Genomic DNA, 25,342 nt, shown 5'->3' on the forward strand with positions numbered 1-25,342 from the left:
GTTTTTGCCCACCGCACGCATCTCCCGGGATATGCGCATCGATAGTACGTTGGCCGGCGGCTCTTTCCGGCGGCGGTACGGAAGGAATAATAATTTAGGCCTGTGCTATTCAATACAAACGCCTACTATTATGGAAACGACGCAGGTAAAAATGCCGAAAAACATTCCGCCGCAGCACCAGGAGCGGCAGCCGGGTATAGAAGAAGAAATGGTGCCCAAGCCGGTATATGACAACGACGATCCAGGCCTGGGCCGCCTCAAAGGCAAAGTCGCGATCATCACCGGCGGCGATAGCGGCATAGGCCGCGCCGTGGCCGTGCAATTCGCAAAAGAAGGTGCCGACGTAGCCGTGGCCTACCTTGACGAAAAGCTCGACGCCGAAGAGACCGCGGAGGCTATGCGCAAGTATGGCAAGGAAGCCCTGCTCATCGCCGCAGACGTATCGCTGGAAGGCGAGTGTAAACTGATCGTCGAGCAAACCATAAGCCGCTTTGGCAAAATTGACATCGTCGTCAACAACGCCGCGGTGCAATACGAGCAGAAGAGCGTGGAAGACATTTCGGCCGAGCAGCTCGAGCACACCTTCAAGGTAAATATCTTCGCACACTTCCACCTGTGTAAATACGCCTTGCCGCACCTCGGGCCCGGCAGTGTGATCATCAATACAGCGTCGATCACCGCCTACCGCGGCAATCCCTCGCTGATCGACTACTCGTCAACAAAGGGTGCCATCGTCGCCTTTACCCGAAGCCTCTCGCAGGCCGTGGCCGATCGCGGCATTCGCGTGAACGCCGTCGCACCGGGTCCCGTGTGGACACCGCTCATTCCTGCTTCGTTTGATGAAGAGAAGGTTGCCCGGTTTGGCAAAGACACGAAGATGAAACGCCCGGCGCAGCCCGTCGAGATCGCCCCGTGTTACGTCTTCCTGGCGTCGAAAGAAAGCGCCTTTATTACCGGCCAGGTGCTTCATCCAAACGGCGGCACGGTAGTCAACACATAGGCGTTGGGGCCGCAGCATAAAAGGCCCCGTAGCAGGGGCCTTTCTTCCTATAAACAGCGATATCACACGCTCATGGAATGTGTTGACGAACGGCAACAACCGGCCTGCATGAGCCTCAAAATGACCAGTACGTTGCCCGCGGCTGTACCGCCGACCTCGCAAAGATTCAGTGCTCCAGCTGCCGGTCGGCGTTCTTCTTAAAATTGTGCGTGGCCTCTGCCTCGTCGATCGAATGCGATTGCTGCAGGCTTTCTTCCTGTTTCGAATATTCGCTCAGGTAAGCATAATACTTTTTAATGACCTTTAATTCATCCTCGGTCATATTCTCCACATTCACCAGGCGGTTGCTGGCATGTTTGTGCGCAGCTACAAGTTCATTCAACTTTAATTGAACCGCCAGGGATTCTTTGTTTTGTGACTTCTGAATGATGAACACCATCAGGAACGTAATGATCGTCGTACCGGTATTGATCACCAGCTGCCACTCTTCCGAGTAGTGGAATATAGGCCCGGTCACCGCCCAGGCCAGCACCAGCGTTAACGCGACGATAAACGCGGGAGTACTCCCCGCGGCATGCGTCGCCACCCCGGAAAATCGTTCAAAGAAACCTGGATGCGGTGGGGTGGGAGTAATAGGTTGATCCGTTTTCATGGCTAAAATCGTTGTCTGGTTTTGTACTATACCAGTATCCAAAAGTCGGGCCACCTCCGATTATCCGCGCAGCCCGGCACGAACGAACCCGCTGTTTGCGTATCTTCGTCTATTGACAACAACGCGCATGCGACAAACAACAGGCACCACGGCACCGCTTCCCGGCTACGGCTTTTTGAGATCGTTGGTACGAACCTACAAGTCGGCCCGGAAGCCCATCCAGACCATGCAGGAAAGCATGCGCCGTTTCGACGGCACCTATTTCGTAAACCTCGGCATGATGCGCGTGGTGGCGACACAAGACCCCGGCCTCATCGAGCATGTACTCAAGAATAACCATCGCAACTATCAGAAGTCGTCCATACAAACCGATTACCTCGGGCGCTTCCTCGGCAAAGGGCTGCTGACCGTGAACGGCGACTATTGGCTGCGGCAGCGCAGGTTGATCCAGCCCGGCTTTCACATGGACAAGATCCAGGCGTTGTATACCATCATGCAGAATACCGTCAACCGTTTCCTGGCCGGCTTTCCCACGGGCACGGTAAACGTATACCCGCTGATGCACCGCCTCGCGTTCGACATGGTGATCGACACGCTGTTCAACGTCGACGTACCCGCCGACAAACGCAAACAATTAGGCAGCTTCATCAGCGAAGTACAGGAGTTCGTCATCAAAGACGTACGACAACCCTATAACCGCTGGTGGTTCCGCCTTTCCGGCGAAATGAATGCCAACCTCCGAAAGGCTGAAGGAGCCCGCGAGGTCATCCGGTTCCTGATCCGCCAGCGCACCGGCCAGAACACCAAACACAACGACCTGCTCGACATGTTGCTGGACGCGCGTTATGAAGACACCGGCGAACCCATGGCCGAGAGCCAGGTGGTCGATGAGATCCTCATCCTGCTCATCGCCGGTCACGAAACGACCGCCAACGCGCTGGCGTGGGCCCTATACCTGCTCGCCAATAACCGCGAAGAGCTGATCGCCCTGCGCGAGGCGACGGCAACGCTTACCCTTAACGAGGCCGTGATGCATCCTGCCCTGTCGGCCGTCGTCAAAGAGAGCATGCGCCTGTATCCACCCGCCTGGATCAGCGACCGCGTGGCGCTGGAAGACGACGTGTATAACAATTACCGCATCCGCAAAGGCACCGTAGTCGTGTCGTTCTACTACGGTCTTCACCGCGACCCCAAACACTGGCGTGAGCCATTGGCCTTCCAGCCCGCCCGTTTCCTGGGCGAAGGCGAGAAGAATACCCGTAAGATCTTTTATCCGTTTGGCGCCGGCCCACGCCTGTGTATCGGCAATAACTTCGCCATGGCCGAGATGAGTATATTTCTGCAAGCCTTCCTGAAGCACTTTGATATACATCCGGGCAGCACCCAGCCCGTTGTCCGTCCGCTCGTCACTCTGCGCCCCGACCGTGTAGAGCTGCAGGTCGACGCTAGGCTTTCCAATCGGCATCCTCCAGCGTAAACAACGCATCCGCCGGAACCTCCAAAACCTTCGCGATCTTCAACGCCAGCACCGCCGACGGAATGAACCGCTGCGTTTCGATCGAATTGATCGTCTGACGCGACACCTGCACGCGCTCCGCCAGCTCGGCCTGCGTGATATTGTGCCGCGCACGTTCCACTTTGATCAGGTTCTTCATGCCCGCAGCTTGAGGAAATAGAACATCCCGGTGGTCAACAGCAACGCGAAACAAAGAAATTCATGCGCGGAAAGCGTGCGAAAGAGATACGTAATACCCAAGGTAACAAAATACGCCGTCAGCACACCCCAGGTCAGCGCACGAAATTTTATCTGATGGATCCGTTCGTCGTCATACTTCTCTTTCGAGAAAAATATAAACACCAGGCCCAGGGACGCGATCTGGAAGGCCGGCGCAAACGAAACGTAGTCATGCAGGACCAGGGTCTTATAAAAAACGCCGGCACCGGCAAACAGCAGCAGCGCCGCCCCGAGTATTTTAACAGCAGGGTGGTACGGAAACAGCATTTTAAACATAGTCTTGTTTATTTATCTAAATGTAAAGTTTATTTTACATAAAGACAAGTAAATGAGTCTATTTGCGTAGGTTTAACGTACTACCCGCAAATTCTGGCGTTTGGCTCGCCAAAGTTATTAACTTGAGCGCGCCATGATCACACTACTCTCTCATCCCATACTCTTTCTCAAAAGCAAGCTCTCCGATCGTAACTTCCTGGCTGTTTCCGCGGGCCTGGTAGGATTAACCTCGGGCTTTGCCGCCATCGTATTGAAATACGGCGTTCACCAGATCGGCCACCTGGTAGCCAGCTCGCAGGCATCCGACCAGTTTTATGTATTCGCCGTATTCCCGCTGCTGGGCATCGCGCTGACCGTATTCTTCATCCGGTATTTCCTCAACGGACAATTAAAAAAGGGCAGTGCAGAGATAGTATACAGCATCGTCAAGAAATCCAGCTTCCTTCCGGCGAAAGACACGTTTGCTCATGTAGTGACCAGTGCCCTGACCGTTGGCTTCGGGGGCTCCCTCGGCCTGGAGTCACCCATGGTATCGACAGGCTCCGCCATCGGCTCCAACTACGGACGCGTAAACCAGTTGACCTATCGCGACCGCACCGTGCTGCTCGGCTGTGGCGCCGCCGCAGGCATAGCCGCCGCCTTTAATTCACCCATCGCCGGCGTGCTGTTCGCCGTGGAAGTGCTCATTGCCGATGCCACCGCCGCCGCCTTTATACCGCTCATCATCGCGGCCGCCTGTGGTGCGCTGGTGTCGAAAATCATCCTGGCCGAAGGCGTCACCCTGGCCTTCGCGCTCAAACAACCCTTCAACTATCACAACGTACCGTTCTATGCCATTCTCGGCATCCTCTGTGGACTGACATCGCTCTGCTACGCAAAAGTGTTTCATGCCATCGAAGCGCGGTTCGAAAAGGTCTCTAACAAATGGGCGAAGGTCATCATCGGAGGCCTGTTGCTCTTTGGTTTGATCACGTTATTCCCGCCGCTCTTCGGCGAGGGCTACGAAGGGGTGCGCATGCTGGAGAGCAAAGATGCATCACAGCTCGCCGCCGGCAGCATCATCAACCACCTGGTGCACTCTGAGCTTACCCTGTTGCTCTTCGTGGGGGGGCTGATCTTTTTCAAAATAATGGCCGCCGCCATCACCATCGGCAGCGGCGGCAACGGCGGCAGCTTTGCGCCGTCACTGGTCGTAGGCTCGTACCTGGGCTTTCTTTTCGCCCGGCTGGTCAACTACCTCGGCTGGGCGCAGCTGCCCGTCAGCAACATGACCCTCGTGGCCATGGCCGGCATCCTGAGCGGCGTCTTCTATGCACCGCTGACGGCCATCTTCCTCATCGCCGAGATCACCGGCGGGTATAACCTCATCATACCCCTCATGATCGTATCGGCGCTCAGCCTCTCCGTAACGCACCTGTTCCAACCCATGTCGCTCGAAGGTAAAAAGCTGGCCCGGCTCCTCAACTCGACCTTCGAGACCCGCGACAAATTGCTCCTCAGCCGCCTGAACCTGGCCGAGCTCGTCGAAAAGAACTTCTCGGTCATCTCGCCCGACGCCCGGCTCACCGACCTGGTCAAAACCATCTCCGCTTCCCAGCGCAATATCTTCCCCGTGGTCGATACGGGCCTGCGGCTCGTCGGCCTGATCCACATGGACAAAGTGCGGCGCATCATGTTCGAAACAGAGAAGTATGAAACGACCTATGTAAAAGACCTCATGGACAAACCCGACGCCATCGTAGAGCTCAACGAAAACCTGCACGAGGTATTCGCCAAGTTCGACCGCACCAACCGGTGGAACCTGCCCGTGGTAGAGAACGGCATCTACCTGGGCTTCCTGTCCAAATCGTCCATGCTGACACGATACCGGAAAGAGATCCTGGAATCATAGGCGGACGTACGACGCCGATCTCTACCACCTGGCCAGCGACGACTATACCCACTGGGCCCGCAGACTGTATAAGGAACTGAACGAGCAACAAGGCGAGACCCTGTCGAAACGCGACTGGATCAACATAAACATCGAATTCCTGCAACGCCACCGCTATTTTACCGGCTACGCCGCATCGCACTGGGAACCGGCAAAACGAAAGAAGCTGCAAGAGCTTAAACGCAAAGGAAAAGTGCCACACGGTGGCGCGGCTGAATAGGGAGCAACAAAACAAGCATCTATAGTCTACAGAAAGTCTACAGAAAGTCTACAGAATGGTTCCAGATTCTCTCCAAAAATGATCGGCTCATTTGCTGTATGAACCTTCAGCTGACACACGTGAAGAGCAACCGCAGTGGACTGATCCTGCTGCTCTTTTTTCTGCTTATCGGCATTTCTGTATTCACCCGGCTGCTGCTGGCCGTTAAAGTGTCGGCACAGGTCGACTTCAGTTTTATGAACGACTTGGAAATAGCCTTCATCGGGCTGCTATACGACTTCGTCAACGCCATCTATTTCGCCATGCCGCTGGTGTTATACCTGTGGCTGGTGCCGCAGCGTGTATATGCCCGGCCCGGGCACGTGTACGTGCTATACGGCTGGTTCTTTGTCCTGACCTATATCCTCCTGTTTAATGGCGTGGCCGAGTGGTTGTTCTGGGACGAGTTCAATGCCCGCTTCAATTTCATAGCCGTAGATTACCTTGTTTATACGACAGAAGTCATCGGCAACATTAACCAGTCTTACCCCATGGGGTGGATCATGGCCGGCACCATCGTAGCCACGACCGCCATCGTCCTCCTGTTTAAATCCTGGATCGAATGCTCACAAGGACAATACGTACCCTTTAAAAAGAGAGCACTGTATTTCGCACTGTACACCGCCGTCTTTAGTATGTCCCTGCTCACCGTAACGACAAAGCTCCACCACTTTAGCAAAAACGCCTTTGTGAATGAGTTGGCCGGCAATGGCATGTACGAGCTGTTTGCCGCCTACCGTCACAACGAGCTGGACTACGATCGCTTCTATGCGTGCATGGATACCGACGAGGCATTCCGTATCGTCCGTAAAGATCTGAAAACCCCCGAAGCCCAATTCCTTTCAAGCGATCCCCACAGCATCGTCCGGGCGATCCGGAATGCGGGCCCCGAAAAAAAGTGGAACGTCGTGCTCGTCAGCGTCGAAAGCTTCAGCGCCGACTTCATGGGCAAGTTCGGAAATAAAGACGGCGTCACGCCCTTTCTCGATTCGCTGGCCGGTCACAGCCTGCTCTTTACAAACCTCTATGCCACCGGCACGCGTACCGTTCGGGGGCTCGAGGCACTGTCGCTCTGTGTGCCGCCCACCCCCGGCCAATCCGTCGTACGCCGCCCCAACAACGAAGCGCTGTTTTCGTTGGGACATGTCTTTAACGAAAAAGGCTATACCAGCCAGTTTATCTACGGCGGGTATAGCTACTTCGACAACATGGGCTATTTCTTCGGAAACAACGGCTATAACGTCATCGATCGCTCGGCGCTGAAAGGTGAGGAGATCGACTACGAAAACATCTGGGGCGTGGCCGACGAAAACCTGTTCACGCTGGCCTTGCGGAAGATAGATGCCCAGGGGCCTGGCAAAAAAGTGTTCTCACACATCATGACCACCTCCAACCACCGTCCGTATACCTACCCGGAAGGCCGCATCGACATCCCCTCGCACACATCCCGCAACGGCGCCGTGAAGTATACCGACTACGCCATCGGCAAGTTCATTCGCGAAGCCTCGAGGAAACCCTGGTTCAATAATACGGTATTTGTGATCGTAGCCGATCACTGCGCGTCCAGCGCCGGCAAGACCGAGCTGCCCGTAGACAAATATCATATTCCCATGCTGATCTATTCACCGGGTAATATTATGCCGGGCACCATGGACCGGTTGATGAGCCAGATCGACATAGGCCCCACGCTGCTGGGCCTGCTGAATTTCTCCTATACCAGCAACTTCTTTGGCTATGACATGTACCAGCTTGAACCAGGCCGCGAACGCGCCTTCATCAGCACCTATCAGAACCTGGGCTATATCCACGACGGCAGATTGGTCATTCTTTCCCCGCAGGCCAAAGTCGAAACCTTCCGGTTAACACCCGACAACGAAAGTATACCCACTACCGGCGATCACAAACACGTACGGGAGGCCATCGCCTGGTATCAGGCCGCCAGCGATTCCTTTACCGATGGACACATGAAAGCAAATGCCCGTAACCCGCTGCCATGAAAAAGCTCGTCGCCTTTATAGTACCGCTACTCCTGTTCACCGCCGTGCAGCGCTTCTGGCAAACACCCTGCGGATAAAACGGCGCGTCACCGGCGATGGCTTTCACGACCGCAGCACCGATTATTACGAAACACAGGTGATCCGCGCCGGCTACACCTATAAATTCTGATGGCATGAGTAAAACCGTTATCTTGGTTGAACGTTGCACCGCCGGGAATAAGGGCGCCGGAAAGGAAAAAAAGGCAAATACAATATGAAGATACTGATCATAGAGGACGAAAAGCAGCTTGCGAAAAGCATCGTGACGGCGCTGCGGACAGAAGGCTATGTCTGCGAGGCCGCCTATACCGCCGCCGAGGCCAACGAGAAGATCCCCATGTTCGACTACGACTGCATACTGCTCGACATCAACCTGCCCGACGACAACGGCCTGGCCATCCTGGAAACGATCAAAAGCCTCAACAAAACAGACGGCGTCATCATCATCACCGCCCGCAATTCGGTGGAGGACAAAGTCAAAGGGCTTAACCTCGGTGCAGACGACTACCTGGCCAAACCGTTCTTTATGCCCGAGCTCATCGCCCGCGTGTCGGCCGTCATCCGCCGCAAGCGCTTCGACGGGAGCAATAAGATCGTATTCCAGGAGATCACCATCGACCTTTTCGGAAAATCCGTTACCGTAAACGGCCAGGAGCTGGACCTCACCCGCATGGAGTATGGACTGCTAGTGTTTCTCACGGCCAATAAGAACCGGGTCGTGTCAAAGAATGCCATTGCCGAACACTTATCCGGCGACAATGCCGAGCTGCTGGACAAGTTCGACTTCATCTACTCGCACATGAAGAACCTCAAACGCAAACTGACCGACGCCGGCAGCGAAGACTATATAAAGACCGTATACGGCCTGGGCTATAAATTTTCCGCATGAGACTACTGCAAGTCAATCTCCGCAGCCTGCTGCTGTATTCCCTGATCCTGCTCATCATCAGCATCCCCGTATCTTTTTTATCGGTGCGCGCCATACTCAGCGAAGAGATAGACGAATCACTGTCGCTGCAAGCCGACCAGTTCACACACCACATTCAGCAATTCGAATACCTGGACGATCTGGAAACCGATCTGGGCGTGATCGATCAACTGTCATATAACGTTCACATCAAGCCGGGCGCAGAGGGCCCGGCGGCAAGAGAATACAGCACCGTATCGTTTTACGACAGCCTGGAAGGCGAGACAAGACCGTTCCGGCAGCTCCACACGATCATTACCGTCAAAGGCAAACGATACGACCTGAAAGTACGCACATCGCTCGTGGATAGCCAGGACCTGGCCCTGGCCATAGGGTCCGTACAGGTCATCGTCTCGATCTTACTGACGGCGGGCCTGCTGTTGATCAACCGCCGGCTGGCAAAACGTATTTGGAAACCGTTTTACAACACCCTCGAACGCCTCCGGGCGTTCGAGCTCGATAAAAGCGAGACCATACCGCTGGTAGAGTCCGACATATTCGAATTCAACGACCTGAACAAAGCGCTCAGTCACCTCACCGAGAAAAGCCGGATGGTATACCTCAACCAGAAGGAGTTCATCGAAAATGCTTCCCACGAGCTGCAGACACCCATCGCCATCTTTCAAAGCAAGCTCGATGCGCTCATGCAAAGCCCCAACCTGACACAGACCGAAGCCGAAACCCTGATGGAGCTCGAAGCCACCGCGCAGCGCATGTCGCGCCTGAACAAGAACCTGTTGCTGCTGAGTAAGATCGACAACGAGCAGTTCTTGGAAAAAGAGCCCATCGAGCTGGCCGCGCTCGTGCAGCACCAGGTCAACATCCAGAAACCGGTCGCCGCCCTTCACGACATCGGCATACGCACCGCCCTCGAGCCACTTCCCCTGCAAGCCAACAAGACCCTGCTGGAAGTGCTCATCACAAACCTCCTGAACAACGCCATCCGGTATAGCGCCGAAAAAGAAGACATCGTCATCACCATCCACGAACGCACCTTCTCAGTATCAAACAAAGGCAAGCTGCTGGCAATTGATTTTGAAAAAATGAAAGAACGCTTCCGAAAAGAAAGCACACACCCCAACAGCACCGGCCTGGGCCTCGCCATCGTCAAAAAGATCTGCGACAGCTGCGGCTACAAAATGAGCTATAATTTTAGCAACGCCACCCACACCTTCTCCATCCAGTTCTAAGATTACCCGCGCGACACTGTCATAGGATCAAGCCCTGTACCAACAATTTCTATACCCTGACTTTTTTGCACCAGCAAGAAGGTAAGGGGTAGTAGGGGCGTAGCCCCTGCACACATCAGTACCTGGCGCGAGTCTTCCGACCGTAGGGAGGGCGACTCGTGCCCAACACTGTTCATGCACGCAACGGAGGGGGTCTCCGACCCCCGGCCGCCCCGCCTATCGTTTTCAAGCCCCCAGGCAACAGCCATCAGCTGCAGACAATCTGTAACTACTCGAATGTTTACAATAAACAGAATCTCTCCAATATCCATAGTTAACATTGCAACAACAGATTGAGATCTATAGCAACGCTTTCATCATGAAAACCACATTCTTCCTTCTCCTCCAATTTTCACTATTGACAACCTCCGCACAAGAAGCGTCCCCCCCACAGCACCAACCACGCGACACCATACACCTACAAACAGACCTTTACACACCCCCGCGCAAAGCACGTTGGATAAACGCAACAAAAGCACCGGTCATGCTCACCGCCCTAAGCCTCTTTTCCTTTACCGATAACGAAACATTCGATCGGGAAGAGTTCAAGGAAGCGCGGGATGAAGTAACGCCCGCATTCCGGCATCACGCCGACAACTACCTTCAGTACGCGCCCATCGCAGCGGTATACGGCTTGAACCTGGCCGGTATAAAAAGCAGGAACGACCTGGCCAACCGCACCGCGCTCATCATCAAGTCGGAGCTCCTGGTAGCGGCCATCACATTTCCGCTAAAGAAGATCACCGCCGTGCCCCGGCCGGACACAGACGAACGCAATTCGTTCCCCTCCGGCCACACCGCCACAGCCGTGTCGCAGCCACGTTCATGGCAAAAGAATATGGACTGGCAAATGGTATAGCATAGGAGCCTATACCGTGGCAACCGGCGCCACAAACGAAACCACACACAGACCTTAGTCGTGCCGTCATACGATGGAACAACGGGCCGGACCGGGAAAACATCGTGTTATTCGCCCAATACCTTACATACGCCGGGATCTCGTCACGGCGAAGGCCGAAAAAACCGGGAGGTGCAACACGATTGCACGGAATTTGACCTATATTTGCCGACGTGAGAACGGTGTGTTTCATATTAGCAGTTATTTTAACGGTCCTGGCATGCATGCCATGTTCCGACGGCGACACCTGTGCAGACGAAACGAAAGCCGATACCTCGCTGGTAATTTCCGGTCACGATCACTCCACCGACGAAGCCGACTTCTGCTCACCCTTCTGCGTATGCAGCTGCTGCAGCGTACAGATCACACAACCGTCGTATTTCCATTTCGTTGTCTTTAATCCCGCATACACCGGCGAACCCGCCACTCCACTCAAACATCTTTTCCAATCGGTTGATCTGTCGATCTGGCAACCACCCAGGATAAGCTAGCACGCATCCATGCTATTTTCTCAGGGGCACGATGAACCGGCTTCTGGCGTAAGCATTTCCCATGACGATATACAGGCAAAGCGTCCTTACGGCTCGTCAGCTTGCGCGCGATCGGTCACCGTCATCCCCGTCATTCAACACGATCGGTAATTATGATAGACAAGATCATTTATTTTTCAATAAAGAATAAGCTCATCGTCGGCCTGCTCACGCTCGGGCTGGTGGCATGGGGCATCTTTTCGCTTACCCGGCTACCCGTCGATGCCGTGCCCGACATCACCAACAACCAGGTGCAGGTCATTACACTGTCGCCTTCGCTCGCCGCGCAGGAAGTAGAGCGCCTCATCACCTTTCCCATCGAGCAGGCCATGGCCGTCATCCCCGAGATCACCGAGGTACGGTCGGTCTCCCGCTTCGGTCTCTCCTCCGTCACGATCGTCTTTCACGACGACGCAGACATCTATTGGGCGCGGCAGCAGGTGAACGAAAAGCTCACCGAAGCAAAAGAAAATATACCGGCGGGCATCGGCACACCCGAAATGGCACCGGTATCGACCGGCCTGGGTGAAATATACCAGTACGTCATCCACGCCAAACCCGGATACGAGCAAAAATACGACGCCATGGAACTCCGCACCATCCAGGATTGGATCGTGCGCCGCCAGCTGCTGGGAACACCCGGCATTGCCGAAGTAAATAGCTTTGGCGGGTATCTCAAACAGTACGAGATCGCCCTGAACCCCGACAAGCTGCGCAGCTATAACCTCGGCATCACCGACATCTTTACCGCCCTCGAACGCAACAACCAAAACACCGGCGGCTCGTACATCGACAAGAAACCGAGTGCCTGGTTCATTCGCAGCGAAGGCCTGATCACCTCCATGGGCGACATCGAACAGATTGTAGTGCATAATACAACGTCAGGGCTACCGGTACTGGTTCGCGATGTGGCCGAAGTCCGCTTCGGCACCGCCAACCGCTACGGCGCCCTCACCTGGAACGACGAGGGTGAGAAGGTGGGCGCCATCATCATGATGCTCAAGGGAGAGAACTCCAACGAAGTGGTGAAACGCGTGAAAGCGCGCATGGAACAGATCAAAAAGACCCTGCCCGAAGGAGTGGAGATAGAAGCCTTTATAGACCGGAGTGAATTCGTAGGACGCGCCGTACACACCGTGTCCCGCAACCTGGTAGAAGGCGCCCTGATCGTGATCTTTGTGCTCGTCCTGTTCCTCGGCAACCTGCGGGCGGGCCTGATCGTGGCGTCGGTCATACCGTTGGCCATGCTCTTCGCCGTCGCGCTCATGCACGCCTTTGGCGTGTCGGGCAACCTGATGAGCCTGGGCGCGATCGACTTCGGCATCATCGTCGACGGCGCCGTCATCGTCGTGGAGGCGACCATGCACCACCTGGGCATGCGCCCCGCGGGCCGGCTCACACAAGAACAGATGGACGACGAAGTCTACGACTCCGCCCGCAAGATCAGAAGCGCCGCCGCCTTTGGCGAGATCATCATTCTGATCGTATACCTGCCCATCCTGGCGTTGGTAGGTATCGAAGGAAAAATGTTTCGGCCCATGGCACAGACCGTAGGCTTCGCCATCCTGGGCGCCTTCATACTTTCGCTGACCTATATCCCCATGATGTCGGCATGGATCCTGAGCAAGGACATCACGCACACGAAGAACATCTCCGACAGGATCATGGACTTCTTCCAGCGGATCTATACACCCGTCATCCGCGGCGCATTGCGCAGCAAAGCCCTGGTCGTGGCCGCATCGGTAGCGATACTGGTCGTGGCTCTGGTCGTTTTCCTGCGCCTGGGTGGCGAATTTATACCCACCCTGGAAGAAGGAGACTTCGCCGCCGAAACCCGGTTGCTGACCGGCAGCTCGCTCTCGCAGACCGTCGATAAAGTTACCCAGGCGTCGGCCATCCTGATGAAGCAGTTCCCCGAGGTGAAACGCGTCATCGGAAAGATCGGCGCCGCCGAGATCCCGACAGACCCCATGCCGATGGAAGCCTGCGACCTGACCATCATTCTGAAAGACAAGCAGGAGTGGACATCGGCAAAAACACGAGAGGAACTGGCCGACAAAATGTCGGACGCCCTAAAAGCCATCCCCGGTGTAAACTTCGGCTTCTCACAACCCATCCAGTTGCGCTTTAACGAGCTTATTTCAGGCGTACGACAAGATGTAGGCATCAAGATCTTCGGCGAAGACCTGGAGCAGCTCACACAGCTCTCGCAAAAGATCGGCGGCATCGTCGGCACCGTAGACGGCGCGACCGATCTGTACCTCGAGAAGATCACCGGCCTGCCGCAGATCGTCGTGGGCATTGACCGCGAGCGGCTGGCCCGCTTTGGCCTGGACGTAGAGACCGTCAATCAAACCATCAGCACGGCATTCGCCGGACAGGCCGCCGGGCTGGTATACGAAGGTGAAAAGCGCTTCGACCTGGTCGTGCGTCTGGCCGAACAAAGCCGGCAAAGTATCGAAGACGTTCAGGACCTCTTTGTCACGGCACCCAACGGAAATCAGGTGCCGCTCTCGCAAGTGGCCGATGTACAGTTCAGGATGGGGCCGAACCAGATCCAGCGCGAAGATGCCAAACGACGGATCATCGTAGGCTTCAACGTTCGCGGCCGCGACATCGCCAGCGTCGTCAAAGAAGTACAGCGGCAGATCGATGCACAGGTAAAGATGCCCACCGGCTATTATATCACATACGGTGGCCAGTTTGAGAATCTGCAGAAAGCACAACAGCGATTGTCGGTCGCCGTACCGGCGGCGCTGCTGCTCATCTTCCTGCTCTTGTATTTCACCTTCGGTTCCATGCGGCAATCGATCCTGATCTTTACCGCCATACCCATGGCGGCCATCGGCGGCGTCTTCGCGCTCGTGCTGCGCGGCATGCCGTTTAGTATCTCGGCCGGCATCGGTTTCATCGCGCTGTTCGGCGTGGCGGTGCTCAACGGCATCGTCCTCATCGCACAGTTCAACCGGTCGAAGACAGAAGGCATGACAGACCTCTACGCCATCGTCCTGCACGGCACCGCCGCACGGTTACGTCCCGTGCTCATGACCGCGCTGGTAGCCTCGCTGGGCTTCCTTCCTATGGCGCTGTCCGGCTCGGCCGGCGCCGAAGTGCAAAAGCCGCTGGCCACCGTCGTGATCGGCGGCCTGGTAACATCAACGCTCCTGACACTGGTCGTCTTACCGATACTATATATTTATTTCGAAGGCGGCCTGAAACGAGACAACAAATGAAAGCGCGCAAACACATCCATCACATACAGAAGACAATCGTGATAGGGCTCTGCCTGGCCATCGCGCCGGCTGCCTGGTCACAAACAACAACGCTCACACTCGAACAAGCCGTGCAGCAAGGCCTGGCCAGCAACAAGACAGTACAGTCCGCGCAGTATGATGTCGAAGCCAAGCAAAGCCTCCGGAAAACCGCGGGAGACATCGGCCGCTTCACCGCCGTGGGCATGATCGGCCAGTACAACAGTTACGAGAAAGCCGACAATAACATCACCGTGAGTCAGACCATTCCGTTCCCGACGGTATTTGCCGCGCGCGCGGCCCTGGGCGATGCCAACATCAAAAGCAGCGAGCTTACGCTGGCGGCTACACAGAACGAGATCGCATACCAGGTAAAGTCGACATGGTATCACCTCGCATACCTGCACGCGCTTAACACGTGGTACACCCGCACCGACAGCCTGTGGAAAGCCTTTGCACAAGCCGCCGCGCTGCGCCAGCGCACCGGCGAAACTAACCTGCTGGAAAAGGTCACGGCCGAGAGCCGGTACCTCCAGGCGCAAACCCAGCTCCACCAGAACCAGCGTGACATCGACATCTATAAACAACGGCTGCAGACCGTGTTGCACAGCGCCGCCGGCGTAGACGTAGAGAGTATAAAGCTTACCGCCCGCCCGCGTCCGGCCGCCGATACCGCCGCGGGGCCCGAAAACCCGCGCATAGGCTGGTATCGGCAGCAGGTAGCCGTTGCGTCGAAAGAACGCGCCGTCGAAAAAAGCGGCCTCGCCCCCGAGCTGATCCTGGGCTACTTCAACCAGACCCTCATCGGCACACCGCGTGCCGAAGGCACCACCGCGCTGGCGACAAAAAGCGACCGCTACCAGGGCTTCGAAGTAGGCGTGAGCTTCCCGCTCTGGTTTAAACCCCAGGTAGCCCGCGTACGCGCGGCGGAATATACCCGCCTCACCGCGCAGACCCGCTACGAGCAGGAGCTGCGCAACTACAGCGGCGAAGTGTCCGTCCTGAACCAGGAAGTCGACAAGCTCTATACCTCGCTGACCTACTACGAAAGCAGCGCGCTGCCCCGGGCAGAGCTGATCCTCAAACAGGCAAACCTCGCCCTGCGCGGCGGAGAGATCGGCTACCTGGAGCTCATCCAGGCCGTCAGCACCGCCGCCGAGCTGCAGGTAGGCTACCTGGAAACATTAAACAACTATAACCAGGCAGTCGTTCGTCTCGAGCTCCTGCTGGGACAACGCTAACCATCGCACTACATGAAAACAAATAAATATAGACTACAATCCCTGCGCATAGCCCTGTTCTCCGCAAGCATCCTGCTGGCAGCGGGATGTTCCGGTTCAAAAGAAGAAAAAGCAGGACCGGCGCACGAAGAGCATCACCACGAAGAAGAAGGCACCGTCGAGCTGTCGGCGATACAGTATAGATCGGTGGGCATCGGGCTCGGCGCCGTACAACCGCGGCAGCTCACCGGCCTGCTGAAAGTGAACGGCCTGCTGGACGTGCCGCCGCAAAACCAGGTCAGCATCTCGGTGCCCTTCGGCGGCATCCTGAAAGACACCGACCTGCTGCAAGGCAAATGGGTCAACAAAGGCGAAGTGATCGCCCGCATGGAACACCCCGATTATATCCAGATGCAGCACGACTACGTCGATGCCCAAAGCCAGCTCGGCTACCTGGAAAGCGAGTATAAACGGCAGCAGGAGCTGAGCCGCGAAAACGTCAGCGCCATGAAGACATTTCAAAAAGCGGAAGCCGACTACCAGTCCACCCGCTCGCGGGTAGAGGCACTGAAACAAAAGCTCTCCCTGCTGAACATCCGCGCGGAGAACATCCTGAAGACAGGCATCCTGCGTTCGATCCCCGTGGTGTCGCCCATCAGCGGCTATGTAACCGAGGTGAACGCCAACATCGGAAAGTTCGTGCAGCCCAATGAAGTGATCTTTGAGATCGTCGATACGCGGCACCTGCACGTCGAGCTGATGGTCTTTGAAAAAGATGTACCCAAAGTCAGGGAAGGGCAGCAGGTGCGCTTCATCCTGGCCAACGAGTCGAAAGAACGCCTGGCCGAAGTACACCTCATCGGCCGCGAGATCAGCCCCGAGCGCACCGTACGTGTGCATTGCCACCTGGAGCAGGAAGATAAGAACCTCCTGCCAGGCATGTACCTCAAAGCCACCATCGAAACCGGCGCATCACAGACCGACGCGCTGCCGAACGAAGCCGTCGTCAACAACGGGGGCAAGTATTACTTCTTCACACAGCTCGCCGGCGAAGAAGCGCACCAACCCTCCGGCAAAGAAGCCGAAGCCGACACGCACGAGGACGATGAGCAACACGGCTATCGCTTCCAGGCCGTCGAAGTAGGCGTGGGCGTGACCGACAACGGCTATACCGAAGTGATCCTCCCCGAAGGCTTCGATCGCAGTGCCCGGAACATCGTGCTCAAAGGCGCGTACGACTTGCTGTCCGCCATGAACAACAGCGAAGAAGAAGGCCACAGCCATTGAAACAGTGTGAGTGTGAAGAGCGGGAGTGATGCGCCCGGGTATGGCCCGCATCTGGCGCCGGTGTTAGCGCCGGGCGAAGCGCAGGCGCGCCACCGGTGCCCCGTATGGTGGCGGTCTCCCGACCGCCTTCGGATGGCAACGCCGACTATATTTCCCTATTCAAAAGGTTCCCCAAAAAAACACTACCTTTAAGAGCAATATCCGCCGGTAACATTACTATAGTCTTACAGAAAACAACGGCGCAGGAGAGCGGTATGCATAAACCTGAATCTTCATTCGAACATCTCCTCATTGCAAAGCACTTACTACGCTGGACATTGCTGATCCTGCCCGTAGCCATCGTTGTGGGATTGCTCGTAGCACTTTTCCTCTGGCTGCTGGACCTGGCCACGCAGACCCGCTGGGCAAACCCCTGGCTCCTCTGGCTGTTGCCCCTCGCCGGCATAGCGATCTGGTATCTATATAAGGTCGTCGGCAAGAACACCGACGCGGGAAACAACCTCGTGCTCGACGAGATCCACAACCCGGGGGGCGGGGTACCCGCCCGCATGGCCCCGCTGATCTTATTCACCACGGTCATAACACACCTTTTTGGCGGCTCGGCCGGCCGCGAAGGGACCGCCGTGCAGATAGGAGGGAGCACATCCTCGCTCTTTGCCCGGTGGTACCGCCTGGATCACCAGGATCGCCGCGTGTTGCTGATGGCCGGCGTCGCCGCCGGCTTTGGCGCCGTATTCGGCACGCCCATCACGGGGGCCATATTCGCCCTGGAAGTACTGGCCGTCGGCCGGATCAAATACGACGCCCTGGTCCCCTGTCTCATCGCCAGCGTGGTGGCCGACGTCACCTGCCTGACCGTCGGCATCGAGCACACGCACTACAGCATTCACTTTCGCCCCGCGCAACAGCACATCACGTCCTTCCTGAAAACCGATTATATCTTGCTGGCAAAGGTCATCGCCGCCGGCGTGATCTTCGGCCTGGCCGCCTGGCTGTTCGCCAAAACCACGCACCACATCAAACACTGGAGCAATCGCTACATCACATACAAATGGCTTATACCCGTCGTGGGAGCCGTCCTGGTCGTAGGCATCAGTTACCTCATCGGCACCTTCGATTACCTCGGCCTGGGCGTAACAACCCCCGACCCCGACGGTGTCAGCATCCAAAGCGCCTTCACACCCGGCGGCGCGCACTACTACAGCTGGGGTATCAAACTGCTGCTAACAGCCATTACGTTGGGCATGGGCTTCAAAGGCGGCGAAGTAACACCCCTGTTTTTTATCGGCGCCACCCTCGGCAACACCCTGGCCGTCCTCACCGGCGCCCCGGTAGACCTCCTGGCCGGCCTGGGCTTCATCGCAGTCTTCGCCGGCGCCACCAACACCCCCATCGCCTGCACCATCATGGGCATCGAGCTCTTCGGCGCCGACAACGCCCTCTACTTCGCCATAGCCTGCTTCACCGCCTACTACTTCAGCGGCCCCACCGGCATCTACACCTCGCAACGCACCGTCGTCGACAAACTCCACAACACCGACTCGAACGACTAAGGAAGCTGCACTGTCCGGCGCCGGTGGCGCGCCCACGCTTCGTTGGCCACTAAACACCGGCGCGAGCTGTAGCGCGTTGGTAACAGCAAAGTTTGGGGTCATAGGGGCGAAGCCCCTATATGCATTAGTATCTGGCGCGAGTCTCAGACCCGCCGCGGGTCGAAGACTTGTGCCTACCATGAGGGGGAGTCTCCAGACTCCCCAACGGCACCGTCGTAACCTGCGCCACTATATAAGACGCCCCGGTCCCGTCGTCTTTTTCGTCATAGCCCACGCTCGTGCTGGCATTTAGGTATACGTTTTTCACGCTACGCAACTACATATAAAACACATTAAACCGATGCCCATCCAAATCAGCAAACACAAACCCATAATACCCCTCCCCAAACTCTTCCGGCTTGGAAACGATCGTTCCCCCCGCCTGCCGCACTTCCTTCTCCCACCGATTCACCTCTTCCTTACTATCAGCAGAAAGCGTAAAGATAATTTCATTCCCAGCCTTTGCATCACTGATCGGCCCCTTCATCGCGGGCTCGAGCACATCCCTCAAAAAGAAGTGGATGATAAAGTTCTCCTCCCCAAAGAAGAAGCTGGTCAGCTGCTCCGACGCCCCGTTGTGTTTAAATCCGAGTTGCTTATAGAATTTAGTCGTCCGTTCTAGTTCTTTTACGCTGAAATTGGCCCAGATCTTTGTTTTCATACACGATATATTTTGGTGAATAGCTTTTTCTTTTGATCCGCTGGATCATACTCAAAAGTAGTCTATAAGCCGATCAGGTAGAGAGGCTATTTGCGAAATTCCCCGGGGGCATTTCTGCCATTCTCACACAAAAGAAACGAACAAATTAAAAATCGATCTACGTCAACGTCACCTTCTTCCCCAAATTCTCCTGCAAAACCGCCTCCTTCAGCAAATACTCCGCAACATCCGCCCGACTGATCTTGCCAACCTTCATCTGTGGCTCCAGGGCCGTAAAAATTCCATAGTGCCCTGAAAGAGGAGCATTCGTCAACATACCCGGCCTGACTATTCCCCACTGCAAATGACTAGCGGTAATGATCTGTTCCATCACGGTCTTATCCAGGTATTGATCGCGAAGAAAAAGACGAATGACCATCTTCATAAAAAAGCCGAGGTACGACGCGCTCTCGCCGGCGCCGAAACCGGTGATGATCAGCACCGGCTTCGTATACTGTACCTCGTCCGCCGCGGCAACCAGGGCGCGCGCGATTTCAGAGAATAAGGTGGTATTCTTTTTTTTCTTCGTACCGACCGTGATCAGGAGCGCGTCGCTCCGCACCATGACCTTCTTTAAGTCGGATATGTTTGCCGCGCTGCCCTGTATAATGGTCAGCCCGGGGCGGCGTGCTATACCGCTGACGTTGGTCGACAACGCGATTACCGTATGTCCTTTGTCCAGTGCCTGGTTCACAGCTTCCCGGCCGATCCCCGCAGCAGCTCCTGCGATCGCGATAGTCATCACTTTTTATATGTCTGTAAGAAAAGCTTAACCGCGTTGGCTGTCCCCGCCAGCAACCCCTCGTCGCCCCACTGCCAGTGAGCCGCGTCAACCGATAGCACCTGCGCGCCCGCCTCCCGGGCAATGAGCATACCGGCCAGCCAGTTGTGTGTGTCCAGGTCGTCTTGAAGAAAAAGATCGATCCGCCCGGCACCCAGGTAAGCGAGCTGCAAGCCATGCGGGCCGTAGTTCCGGACGATCCCAAAACAATCCAGGAGACCCGTAACCGCATCAGCCGTTTTATCCCGCCAGCCGGGATGCATTTTTAGTTGATGACCGTATTCCCATACCGCCAGCATATTGTCACCGACCGTCTTTGTGCTGGTCCGGAGCTTCCGGTCGTAGAGGTAAGCACCCTGGCCGTCGACCGCCCAAAAGAGCTCGTCTGTCAGCGCATCGTACACGACCGAGAAATAGGGACGGCCTTTCCGGACCAGCACGACGTTGATCGTCCAGCCCGGGATGTGCTGCAGGTATTGTATCGCCCCATCCATGGTGTCACAAAGCCAGTATTCATCATGCTCCGCGGGACGACGTTGGGTGTCGGCTGTAAATTCGTCGTCGTCCACCCACGGGATGGAGGGATAATAAAGATCGATGCGGCGCTGCAAGGCCTCAAAGCACGTGTCCTCGATATTCCGCACGGCGGTGAGCAGGTCGTCCATCGTTTGGGGGATTGCCGTTTTGCGGAAATCCGCCAGGAAGGTCTGGCCCACTTCCCGTATAGCCCGGGTCAGAAGCCCGTAGTCTAATTCCTGTTGCATGTCGTTTCATGTTTAGGCACGCAAAACTACCGGCGGGAAGGACAACAGCGTAGTCTTCGTTACGGAAGGGATAGTCCTATTCGCGGAATTTCGCGCGAAAGCCCTGCGGCGTCAGCTGCGTGTGCTTCTTGAAGAGCTTACCGAAATACACAGGGTCCTCATACCCCAACGCAAACCCGATCTCGCCGGCCGTCAGGTCGGTAGTATACAGCATACGTTTCGCTTCCAGTATGTTTCGTGTCTGAATATGCGCAGACACCGTCCACCCCGATACAGCCTTTACCGTGTCGTTGAGGTGGCTGGCAGAGATCGCCAGGGAGGCAGCATAAACCGACGTCTGCTTCCACGTCCTGTAATGTTGCTCCAGCAATACCTTGAACTGCCGGTACAGGGAACCGTTTCGCCCCACAGGGTACGTGGCCGGTACGTTGGATTCCCCAAGCGACAACCCTAACGACACAACGCTGAGCACCACAGACTGGATCGCCTTATCGACAAAACCGTTCGCGGTGCCCGCACGCAGTTCATCCGCCATCCGCAGCAGCGAGAACACGTGCGGTATCGCAGGCGGATCTTTTTCCAGCGGCAGCGGTGCGCGCAGGTAGTGGTCGATCGCCACGCGCAGATCGTCGGGAAATACCCCCGTCTCTACATTCACCAACCAGCCGACGGCATCGGTCATGCCCACCAATTGATGGATCTGCTCAGGCGCGATCAGAAAGAATGTGGGCGTGGTGATCGTGACCGGCTCAAAATCGACCGACAGTTCAATGCGTCCGGACTGCAGCGCCAGCAACGTAAAGTGATCGTCGCGGTGCGGCTCCACCACAACGTGCCGGCTATAGTCCTCATAGCGCGACAGGTCGACCGTTACGATCCCGTTCCTGGTCTGGGGTGTAAGACGATAATGCGGTATGTTTTTGTGGGAAGACACAGGCAGAAGATCGTTCACCGCTACAAATTGATATTATACGAGTTCTTATTCTCCGACATCACAAACGTACTATGCGTGCTCCCGATACTCTTCACCGACCCCAGCTTGTTAAAAACAAAGTCCTGGTAGTGCTTCATATCCCGTGCATATACCTTGAGGAGAAAATCGTAGTCCCCCGAAATATTATAACACTCCACCACCTCGTCCAGCCGAAGGATGTCTGTCACGAACGACCGGCCGATGCTTTTGTCGTGTTGCTTAAGCTTGATGTTACAAAAGACGATCAGGCCGAAGTTGAGCTTCTCCGCATCGAGCAGGGCGATATATTTTTTTATATAGCCGTTCGCCTCCAGACGTTTTACGCGTTCAAAGACCGGCGACGGCGACAGGTTCACCTTCGCGGCCAATTCCTTCATCGTCACCTTGGAGTCTGCCCCCAGGTGCTTTAAGAGCTGAATGTCGGTGTCGTCGAGTGTTTCTTCCATAGAATAATTTCCTTTTCAGGCCGTAAAGAGGAGGGGTGTATAGAAAAATATTTTTAATAAAGTAACAAATGTAGATTATTAAACCGAATTGATAGCCATTTTAAAGCGTTTATAACCAAATTAATACATTTGTTCAGAATTTAGAACTGCTTTAGGCCGATAAAAGAGATCAAAGTTCTTTCTGTACATCCCCCGGGAAAATGGTGTCCGACAAGCGTCGGACTGAAAAGGGAACCGTGTGCAAATCACGGGCTGTCGCGCAACTGTAAGTGACCTCGCACAATTTTCCGCCAGCAATGTCCACTGTTCCGATACATCGGCACGGGAAGGACGGCGGAAAATGTCACAAGCCAGGAGACCTGCCTTTGCCGGGTATTATGAACCAAACCAATTCAAAAAATGCTAACGCAAAACCTGGGCTACCCGCGCATCGGTAGCCAACGACAACTGAAAAAAGCCAACGAACAGTACTGGGCCGGCAAGATCGACCTGAACGAGCTCACACAGGTCGCCCGCACGATCAAAGAAGAGAACTGGCAGACCCAATTGGCCGCCGGCATCGACCTGATCCCCTGCAACGACTTTAGCTTCTACGACCAGGTGCTCGACACCAGCCTGCTGCTGGGCGTAATACCGCAACGCTATGCGCCGCTGTTGGCGAAAGCAAAAGGCAACGGCGAAATGGACCTGTATTTTGCCATGGCCCGCGGGTATCAAAAAGAAGGGTTGGATCTCACCGCCATGGAGATGACCAAATGGCTGGACACCAACTATCATTACATCGTGCCGGAGTTCACCGCCACCCAGGAGTTTAAGATCCTCTCCGAAAAGATCTTCCGTGAGTATACCAGCGCCAAAGCGTTGCTCGGCCCCAAAGCCAAGCCCGTACTCGTCGGCCCCGTCAGCTACCTGTTGCTCGGCAAAGAAAAAGAGGCAGGCTTTGAACGCGCAGACCTCGTCAAAAAACTGGTGCCGGTATATGTAGAGATCATCAACCGCCTGCGCCAGCTCGGCGCAACGTGGATCCAGCTGGACGAGCCCTGCCTGGCATTGGACCTTTCCAAAAAAGAAAAAGAAGCATTTGATTATGCCTACCGCCGTATAGCCAGCCAGGTAAGCGGCGTCAGGCTCTTGGTGGCAACATATTTCGAAGCCCTCGCAGACAACACCCAGCTGGCCGTAAACCTTCCCATCGATGCGCTGCACATCGACCTGGTGCGCGCGCCCGGGCAACTGGACGAAGTGCTCGCGCGGATCCCCGAACAGCTGCAACTGTCGCTCGGCGTGGTCGACGGCCGCAACGTTTGGAAAAACGACTACGAGCGATCGCTGACCCTCATCGACAAAGCCGTACAGAAGATAGGAGCCGATAGGGTGATCGTGGCACCGTCGTGCTCGCTGCTGCATAGCCCCATCGACCTCGATCTCGAAACGGCCATCGACCCGGAGATCCGGAACTGGATGGCCTTCGCCAAACAAAAACTGGACGAAGTATCTGCGCTCAAGCAGATCGCCGAAGGGAACAACGCGCCGCTCCCGGCAAACCAGCAGGCCCAGGCAAGCCGGCGCGCATCGCAGAAGGTTCACAAGGCCGCCGTCAAGAACCGCGTCGGCGCCATCACCGAAGCCGATGCAACGCGCACGAGCGCATTCCCCGTACGCCAGCAGCTGCACCACCGGCGCTTTAACCTGCCGGCCTTCCCCACGACAACCATCGGATCATTCCCGCAGACCGACGACATCCGCCAGCTGCGCGCCAAACTAAAAAGTGGCGAGCTCACCGTCGCGCAATACGAAAAGTCGATCGAGCAAGCGACCATCGACGCCATCCGCTGGCAGGAAGAGCTCGGCATCGACGTGCTGGTACACGGCGAGTTCGAGCGTAACGACATGGTAGAATACTTCGGCGAGCAGCTCGACGGTTTCCTGTTCACGAAGAACGGCTGGGTACAAAGCTACGGTAGCCGTTGCGTGAAGCCGCCGGTGATCTACGGCGACGTAAGCCGCCCGAAAGACATGACCGTGCGCTGGAGCACCTTTGCCGCCGCCCAGACCGACAAGCCCATGAAAGGCATGTTGACCGGCCCCGTCACCATTCTGCAATGGTCCTTCGTACGCGACGACCAGTCCCGCGAGCAAACCACCAACCAGATCGCCCTGGCGATTCGCGATGAAGTGTTGGCGTTGGAAAAAGCCGGCATCGGCATCATCCAGATCGACGAAGCGGCGATCCGCGAAGGCCTCCCGCTGCGCAAAGCCAAACGCGCCCAGTACCTGGCTTGGGCCGTAAAAGCCTTCCGTATCTCGGCCGGAGGCGTAGAAGACAAGACACAGATCCATACCCACATGTGCTATAGCGAGTTCAACGACATCATCGAGCACATCGCCGCCATGGACGCCGACGTGATCACCATCGAGACCTCGCGCTCGCAGATGGAGCTGCTCCAGGCATTCGCGCACTTCGACTATCCCAACGAGATCGGCCCCGGTGTATACGACATCCACTCGCCGCGCGTACCGACTACCCACGAGATGGCCGCACTGCTGGCCAAAGCCGCCAGCCTGCTGCCCGCGCGACACCTATGGGTGAACCCCGACTGCGGTCTCAAGACCCGTAAATGGCCGGAGACAAAAGCCGCCCTGGAGAACATGGTGGCCGCCGCCCGCCAGGCACGGCAGACGATCCCGGTAGACGCATAACCTAACGAACGTATAGACTGCGGGCAACAACGCCCGCAGTTTCCTACATTAACGGGGTATACCGTAGGTTAAAAAACGAATAATGAATAACATTGTATAATATTCAAGGCACACTG

The 25,342-nt window shown here is 56.0% G+C and carries 22 protein-coding genes and 1 riboswitch; of the genes, 14 read left to right on the top strand and 8 right to left on the bottom strand.

Annotation, left to right across the window (positions count from 1 at the left end; translation table 11 throughout):
- Nucleotides 1-130 precede the first annotated feature (130 nt).
- Nucleotides 131-1,000, top strand: a complete 870-nt coding sequence (locus tag KK078_RS00220; RefSeq protein WP_254088210.1) for an SDR family oxidoreductase — start codon at nucleotides 131-133, stop codon at nucleotides 998-1,000.
- A gap of 166 nt (nucleotides 1,001-1,166) precedes the next feature.
- Here the strand turns inward: KK078_RS00220 and KK078_RS00225 are convergent, their stop codons facing one another.
- A complete protein-coding gene (locus tag KK078_RS00225) occupies nucleotides 1,167-1,652 on the bottom strand; it encodes a low affinity iron permease family protein (protein ID WP_254088211.1) in 486 nt (161 codons plus the stop codon).
- A gap of 127 nt (nucleotides 1,653-1,779) precedes the next feature.
- Between KK078_RS00225 and KK078_RS00230 the strand changes: the two genes are divergently transcribed.
- Entirely contained in the window at nucleotides 1,780-3,129 is a 1,350-nt protein-coding gene (locus KK078_RS00230; protein WP_254088212.1) for a cytochrome P450, read from the top strand.
- Here KK078_RS00230 and KK078_RS00235 read toward each other — a convergent pair.
- Nucleotides 3,098-3,307 (bottom strand): helix-turn-helix transcriptional regulator, encoded by a 210-nt coding sequence (locus KK078_RS00235; RefSeq protein ID WP_254088213.1) that lies wholly within the window; start codon nucleotides 3,305-3,307, stop codon nucleotides 3,098-3,100. The genes KK078_RS00230 and KK078_RS00235 overlap by 32 nt on opposite strands.
- Entirely contained in the window at nucleotides 3,304-3,663 is a 360-nt protein-coding gene (locus KK078_RS00240) for a hypothetical protein (RefSeq protein WP_254088214.1), read from the bottom strand. The genes KK078_RS00235 and KK078_RS00240 overlap by 4 nt, the downstream gene beginning before the upstream one ends.
- 133 nt (nucleotides 3,664-3,796) lie before the next feature.
- Between KK078_RS00240 and KK078_RS00245 the strand changes: the two genes are divergently transcribed.
- The 11 genes from KK078_RS00245 (at nucleotide 3,797) to KK078_RS00290 (ending at nucleotide 18,823) form a co-directional block, all read left to right on the top strand.
- Nucleotides 3,797-5,554, top strand: coding sequence for a chloride channel protein (locus KK078_RS00245; RefSeq protein WP_254088215.1), 1,758 nt, complete (start codon nucleotides 3,797-3,799; stop codon nucleotides 5,552-5,554).
- Between the two features lie 357 nt (nucleotides 5,555-5,911).
- Nucleotides 5,912-7,849: an LTA synthase family protein gene (locus KK078_RS00250; protein WP_254088216.1), complete on the top strand. Its 1,938-nt coding sequence runs from the start codon at nucleotides 5,912-5,914 to the stop codon at nucleotides 7,847-7,849.
- The gene (locus KK078_RS00255) at nucleotides 7,827-8,018 is read left to right on the top strand and encodes a hypothetical protein (protein ID WP_254088217.1); all 192 of its coding nucleotides are present in this window, start codon (nucleotides 7,827-7,829) and stop codon (nucleotides 8,016-8,018) included. The genes KK078_RS00250 and KK078_RS00255 overlap by 23 nt, the downstream gene beginning before the upstream one ends.
- 84 nt (nucleotides 8,019-8,102) lie before the next feature.
- On the top strand, nucleotides 8,103-8,777 hold the full coding sequence (locus tag KK078_RS00260; protein WP_254088218.1) for a response regulator transcription factor: 675 nt from the start codon (nucleotides 8,103-8,105) through the stop codon (nucleotides 8,775-8,777).
- The gene (locus KK078_RS00265) at nucleotides 8,774-10,045 is read left to right on the top strand and encodes a sensor histidine kinase (RefSeq protein WP_254088219.1); all 1,272 of its coding nucleotides are present in this window, start codon (nucleotides 8,774-8,776) and stop codon (nucleotides 10,043-10,045) included. Before KK078_RS00260 ends, KK078_RS00265 begins: the two co-directional genes overlap by 4 nt.
- A gap of 523 nt (nucleotides 10,046-10,568) precedes the next feature.
- Entirely contained in the window at nucleotides 10,569-10,943 is a 375-nt protein-coding gene (locus KK078_RS00270) for a phosphatase PAP2 family protein (protein WP_254088220.1), read from the top strand.
- A 221-nt stretch (nucleotides 10,944-11,164) separates the two neighbouring features.
- The gene (locus KK078_RS00275; protein ID WP_317195861.1) at nucleotides 11,165-11,473 is read left to right on the top strand and encodes a DUF6660 family protein; all 309 of its coding nucleotides are present in this window, start codon (nucleotides 11,165-11,167) and stop codon (nucleotides 11,471-11,473) included.
- 152 nt (nucleotides 11,474-11,625) lie between these two features.
- Nucleotides 11,626-14,745 carry an efflux RND transporter permease subunit gene (locus KK078_RS00280; protein ID WP_317195857.1) on the top strand — a complete coding sequence of 1,040 codons (3,120 nt, stop codon included), beginning with the start codon at nucleotides 11,626-11,628 and terminating at the stop codon, nucleotides 14,743-14,745.
- Nucleotides 14,742-16,004, top strand: coding sequence for a TolC family protein (locus KK078_RS30590; protein ID WP_317195858.1), 1,263 nt, complete (start codon nucleotides 14,742-14,744; stop codon nucleotides 16,002-16,004). The genes KK078_RS00280 and KK078_RS30590 overlap by 4 nt, the downstream gene beginning before the upstream one ends.
- Before the next feature lie 12 nt (nucleotides 16,005-16,016).
- Nucleotides 16,017-17,270 carry an efflux RND transporter periplasmic adaptor subunit gene (locus tag KK078_RS00285; RefSeq protein WP_254088222.1) on the top strand — a complete coding sequence of 418 codons (1,254 nt, stop codon included), beginning with the start codon at nucleotides 16,017-16,019 and terminating at the stop codon, nucleotides 17,268-17,270.
- 254 nt (nucleotides 17,271-17,524) lie between these two features.
- Nucleotides 17,525-18,823, top strand: a complete 1,299-nt coding sequence (locus tag KK078_RS00290) for a voltage-gated chloride channel family protein (protein ID WP_254088223.1) — start codon at nucleotides 17,525-17,527, stop codon at nucleotides 18,821-18,823.
- Between the two features lie 316 nt (nucleotides 18,824-19,139).
- Here KK078_RS00290 and KK078_RS00295 read toward each other — a convergent pair whose 3' ends face one another.
- From KK078_RS00295 to KK078_RS00315, 5 genes are all read right to left on the bottom strand, one after another.
- Nucleotides 19,140-19,523: a VOC family protein gene (locus tag KK078_RS00295; protein WP_254088224.1), complete on the bottom strand. Its 384-nt coding sequence runs from the start codon at nucleotides 19,521-19,523 to the stop codon at nucleotides 19,140-19,142.
- Between the two features lie 157 nt (nucleotides 19,524-19,680).
- A complete protein-coding gene (locus KK078_RS00300; protein ID WP_254088225.1) occupies nucleotides 19,681-20,304 on the bottom strand; it encodes an NAD(P)-dependent oxidoreductase in 624 nt (207 codons plus the stop codon).
- A complete protein-coding gene (locus tag KK078_RS00305; RefSeq protein ID WP_254088226.1) occupies nucleotides 20,304-21,107 on the bottom strand; it encodes an inositol monophosphatase family protein in 804 nt (267 codons plus the stop codon). Before KK078_RS00305 ends, KK078_RS00300 begins: the two co-directional genes overlap by 1 nt.
- A 76-nt stretch (nucleotides 21,108-21,183) precedes the next feature.
- Nucleotides 21,184-22,041, bottom strand: a complete 858-nt coding sequence (locus KK078_RS30595) for a helix-turn-helix domain-containing protein (RefSeq protein ID WP_254088227.1) — start codon at nucleotides 22,039-22,041, stop codon at nucleotides 21,184-21,186.
- Between the two features lie 20 nt (nucleotides 22,042-22,061).
- Nucleotides 22,062-22,526, bottom strand: a complete 465-nt coding sequence (locus tag KK078_RS00315) for an Lrp/AsnC family transcriptional regulator (RefSeq protein WP_254088228.1) — start codon at nucleotides 22,524-22,526, stop codon at nucleotides 22,062-22,064.
- 184 nt (nucleotides 22,527-22,710) lie between these two features.
- A riboswitch (cobalamin riboswitch) is annotated at nucleotides 22,711-22,905 on the top strand.
- A gap of 20 nt (nucleotides 22,906-22,925) precedes the next feature.
- On the opposite strand from KK078_RS00315, the gene metE reads away from it, so the two are divergent.
- Nucleotides 22,926-25,226, top strand: a complete 2,301-nt coding sequence (gene metE / locus KK078_RS00320; RefSeq protein ID WP_254088229.1) for a 5-methyltetrahydropteroyltriglutamate--homocysteine S-methyltransferase — start codon at nucleotides 22,926-22,928, stop codon at nucleotides 25,224-25,226.
- Nucleotides 25,227-25,342 lie beyond the last annotated feature (116 nt).

The sequence above is a fragment of the Dawidia soli genome (genome assembly GCF_018598185.1).
Taxonomy (GTDB): domain Bacteria; phylum Bacteroidota; class Bacteroidia; order Cytophagales; family Cyclobacteriaceae; genus Ohtaekwangia; species Ohtaekwangia soli.

Excerpts from the sequence above, each read along its gene's own strand:
- KK078_RS00220 (WP_254088210.1), top strand. The coding sequence starts at position 131 with ATGGAAACGACGCAGGTAAAAATGCCGAAAAACATTCCGCCGCAGCAC.
- KK078_RS00225 (WP_254088211.1), bottom strand. The coding sequence starts at position 1,652 with ATGAAAACGGATCAACCTATTACTCCCACCCCACCGCATCCAGGTTTC.
- KK078_RS00230 (WP_254088212.1), top strand. The coding sequence starts at position 1,780 with ATGCGACAAACAACAGGCACCACGGCACCGCTTCCCGGCTACGGCTTT.
- KK078_RS00235 (WP_254088213.1), bottom strand. The coding sequence starts at position 3,307 with ATGAAGAACCTGATCAAAGTGGAACGTGCGCGGCACAATATCACGCAG.
- KK078_RS00240 (WP_254088214.1), bottom strand. The coding sequence starts at position 3,663 with ATGTTTAAAATGCTGTTTCCGTACCACCCTGCTGTTAAAATACTCGGG.
- KK078_RS00245 (WP_254088215.1), top strand. The coding sequence starts at position 3,797 with ATGATCACACTACTCTCTCATCCCATACTCTTTCTCAAAAGCAAGCTC.
- KK078_RS00250 (WP_254088216.1), top strand. The coding sequence starts at position 5,912 with ATGAACCTTCAGCTGACACACGTGAAGAGCAACCGCAGTGGACTGATC.
- KK078_RS00255 (WP_254088217.1), top strand. The coding sequence starts at position 7,827 with ATGCCCGTAACCCGCTGCCATGAAAAAGCTCGTCGCCTTTATAGTACC.
- KK078_RS00260 (WP_254088218.1), top strand. The coding sequence starts at position 8,103 with ATGAAGATACTGATCATAGAGGACGAAAAGCAGCTTGCGAAAAGCATC.
- KK078_RS00265 (WP_254088219.1), top strand. The coding sequence starts at position 8,774 with ATGAGACTACTGCAAGTCAATCTCCGCAGCCTGCTGCTGTATTCCCTG.
- KK078_RS00270 (WP_254088220.1), top strand. The coding sequence starts at position 10,569 with ATGCTCACCGCCCTAAGCCTCTTTTCCTTTACCGATAACGAAACATTC.
- KK078_RS00280 (WP_317195857.1), top strand. The coding sequence starts at position 11,626 with ATGATAGACAAGATCATTTATTTTTCAATAAAGAATAAGCTCATCGTC.
- KK078_RS30590 (WP_317195858.1), top strand. The coding sequence starts at position 14,742 with ATGAAAGCGCGCAAACACATCCATCACATACAGAAGACAATCGTGATA.
- KK078_RS00285 (WP_254088222.1), top strand. The coding sequence starts at position 16,017 with ATGAAAACAAATAAATATAGACTACAATCCCTGCGCATAGCCCTGTTC.
- KK078_RS00290 (WP_254088223.1), top strand. The coding sequence starts at position 17,525 with ATGCATAAACCTGAATCTTCATTCGAACATCTCCTCATTGCAAAGCAC.
- KK078_RS00295 (WP_254088224.1), bottom strand. The coding sequence starts at position 19,523 with ATGAAAACAAAGATCTGGGCCAATTTCAGCGTAAAAGAACTAGAACGG.
- KK078_RS00300 (WP_254088225.1), bottom strand. The coding sequence starts at position 20,304 with ATGACTATCGCGATCGCAGGAGCTGCTGCGGGGATCGGCCGGGAAGCT.
- KK078_RS00305 (WP_254088226.1), bottom strand. The coding sequence starts at position 21,107 with ATGCAACAGGAATTAGACTACGGGCTTCTGACCCGGGCTATACGGGAA.
- KK078_RS00315 (WP_254088228.1), bottom strand. The coding sequence starts at position 22,526 with ATGGAAGAAACACTCGACGACACCGACATTCAGCTCTTAAAGCACCTG.
- metE (WP_254088229.1), top strand. The coding sequence starts at position 22,926 with ATGCTAACGCAAAACCTGGGCTACCCGCGCATCGGTAGCCAACGACAA.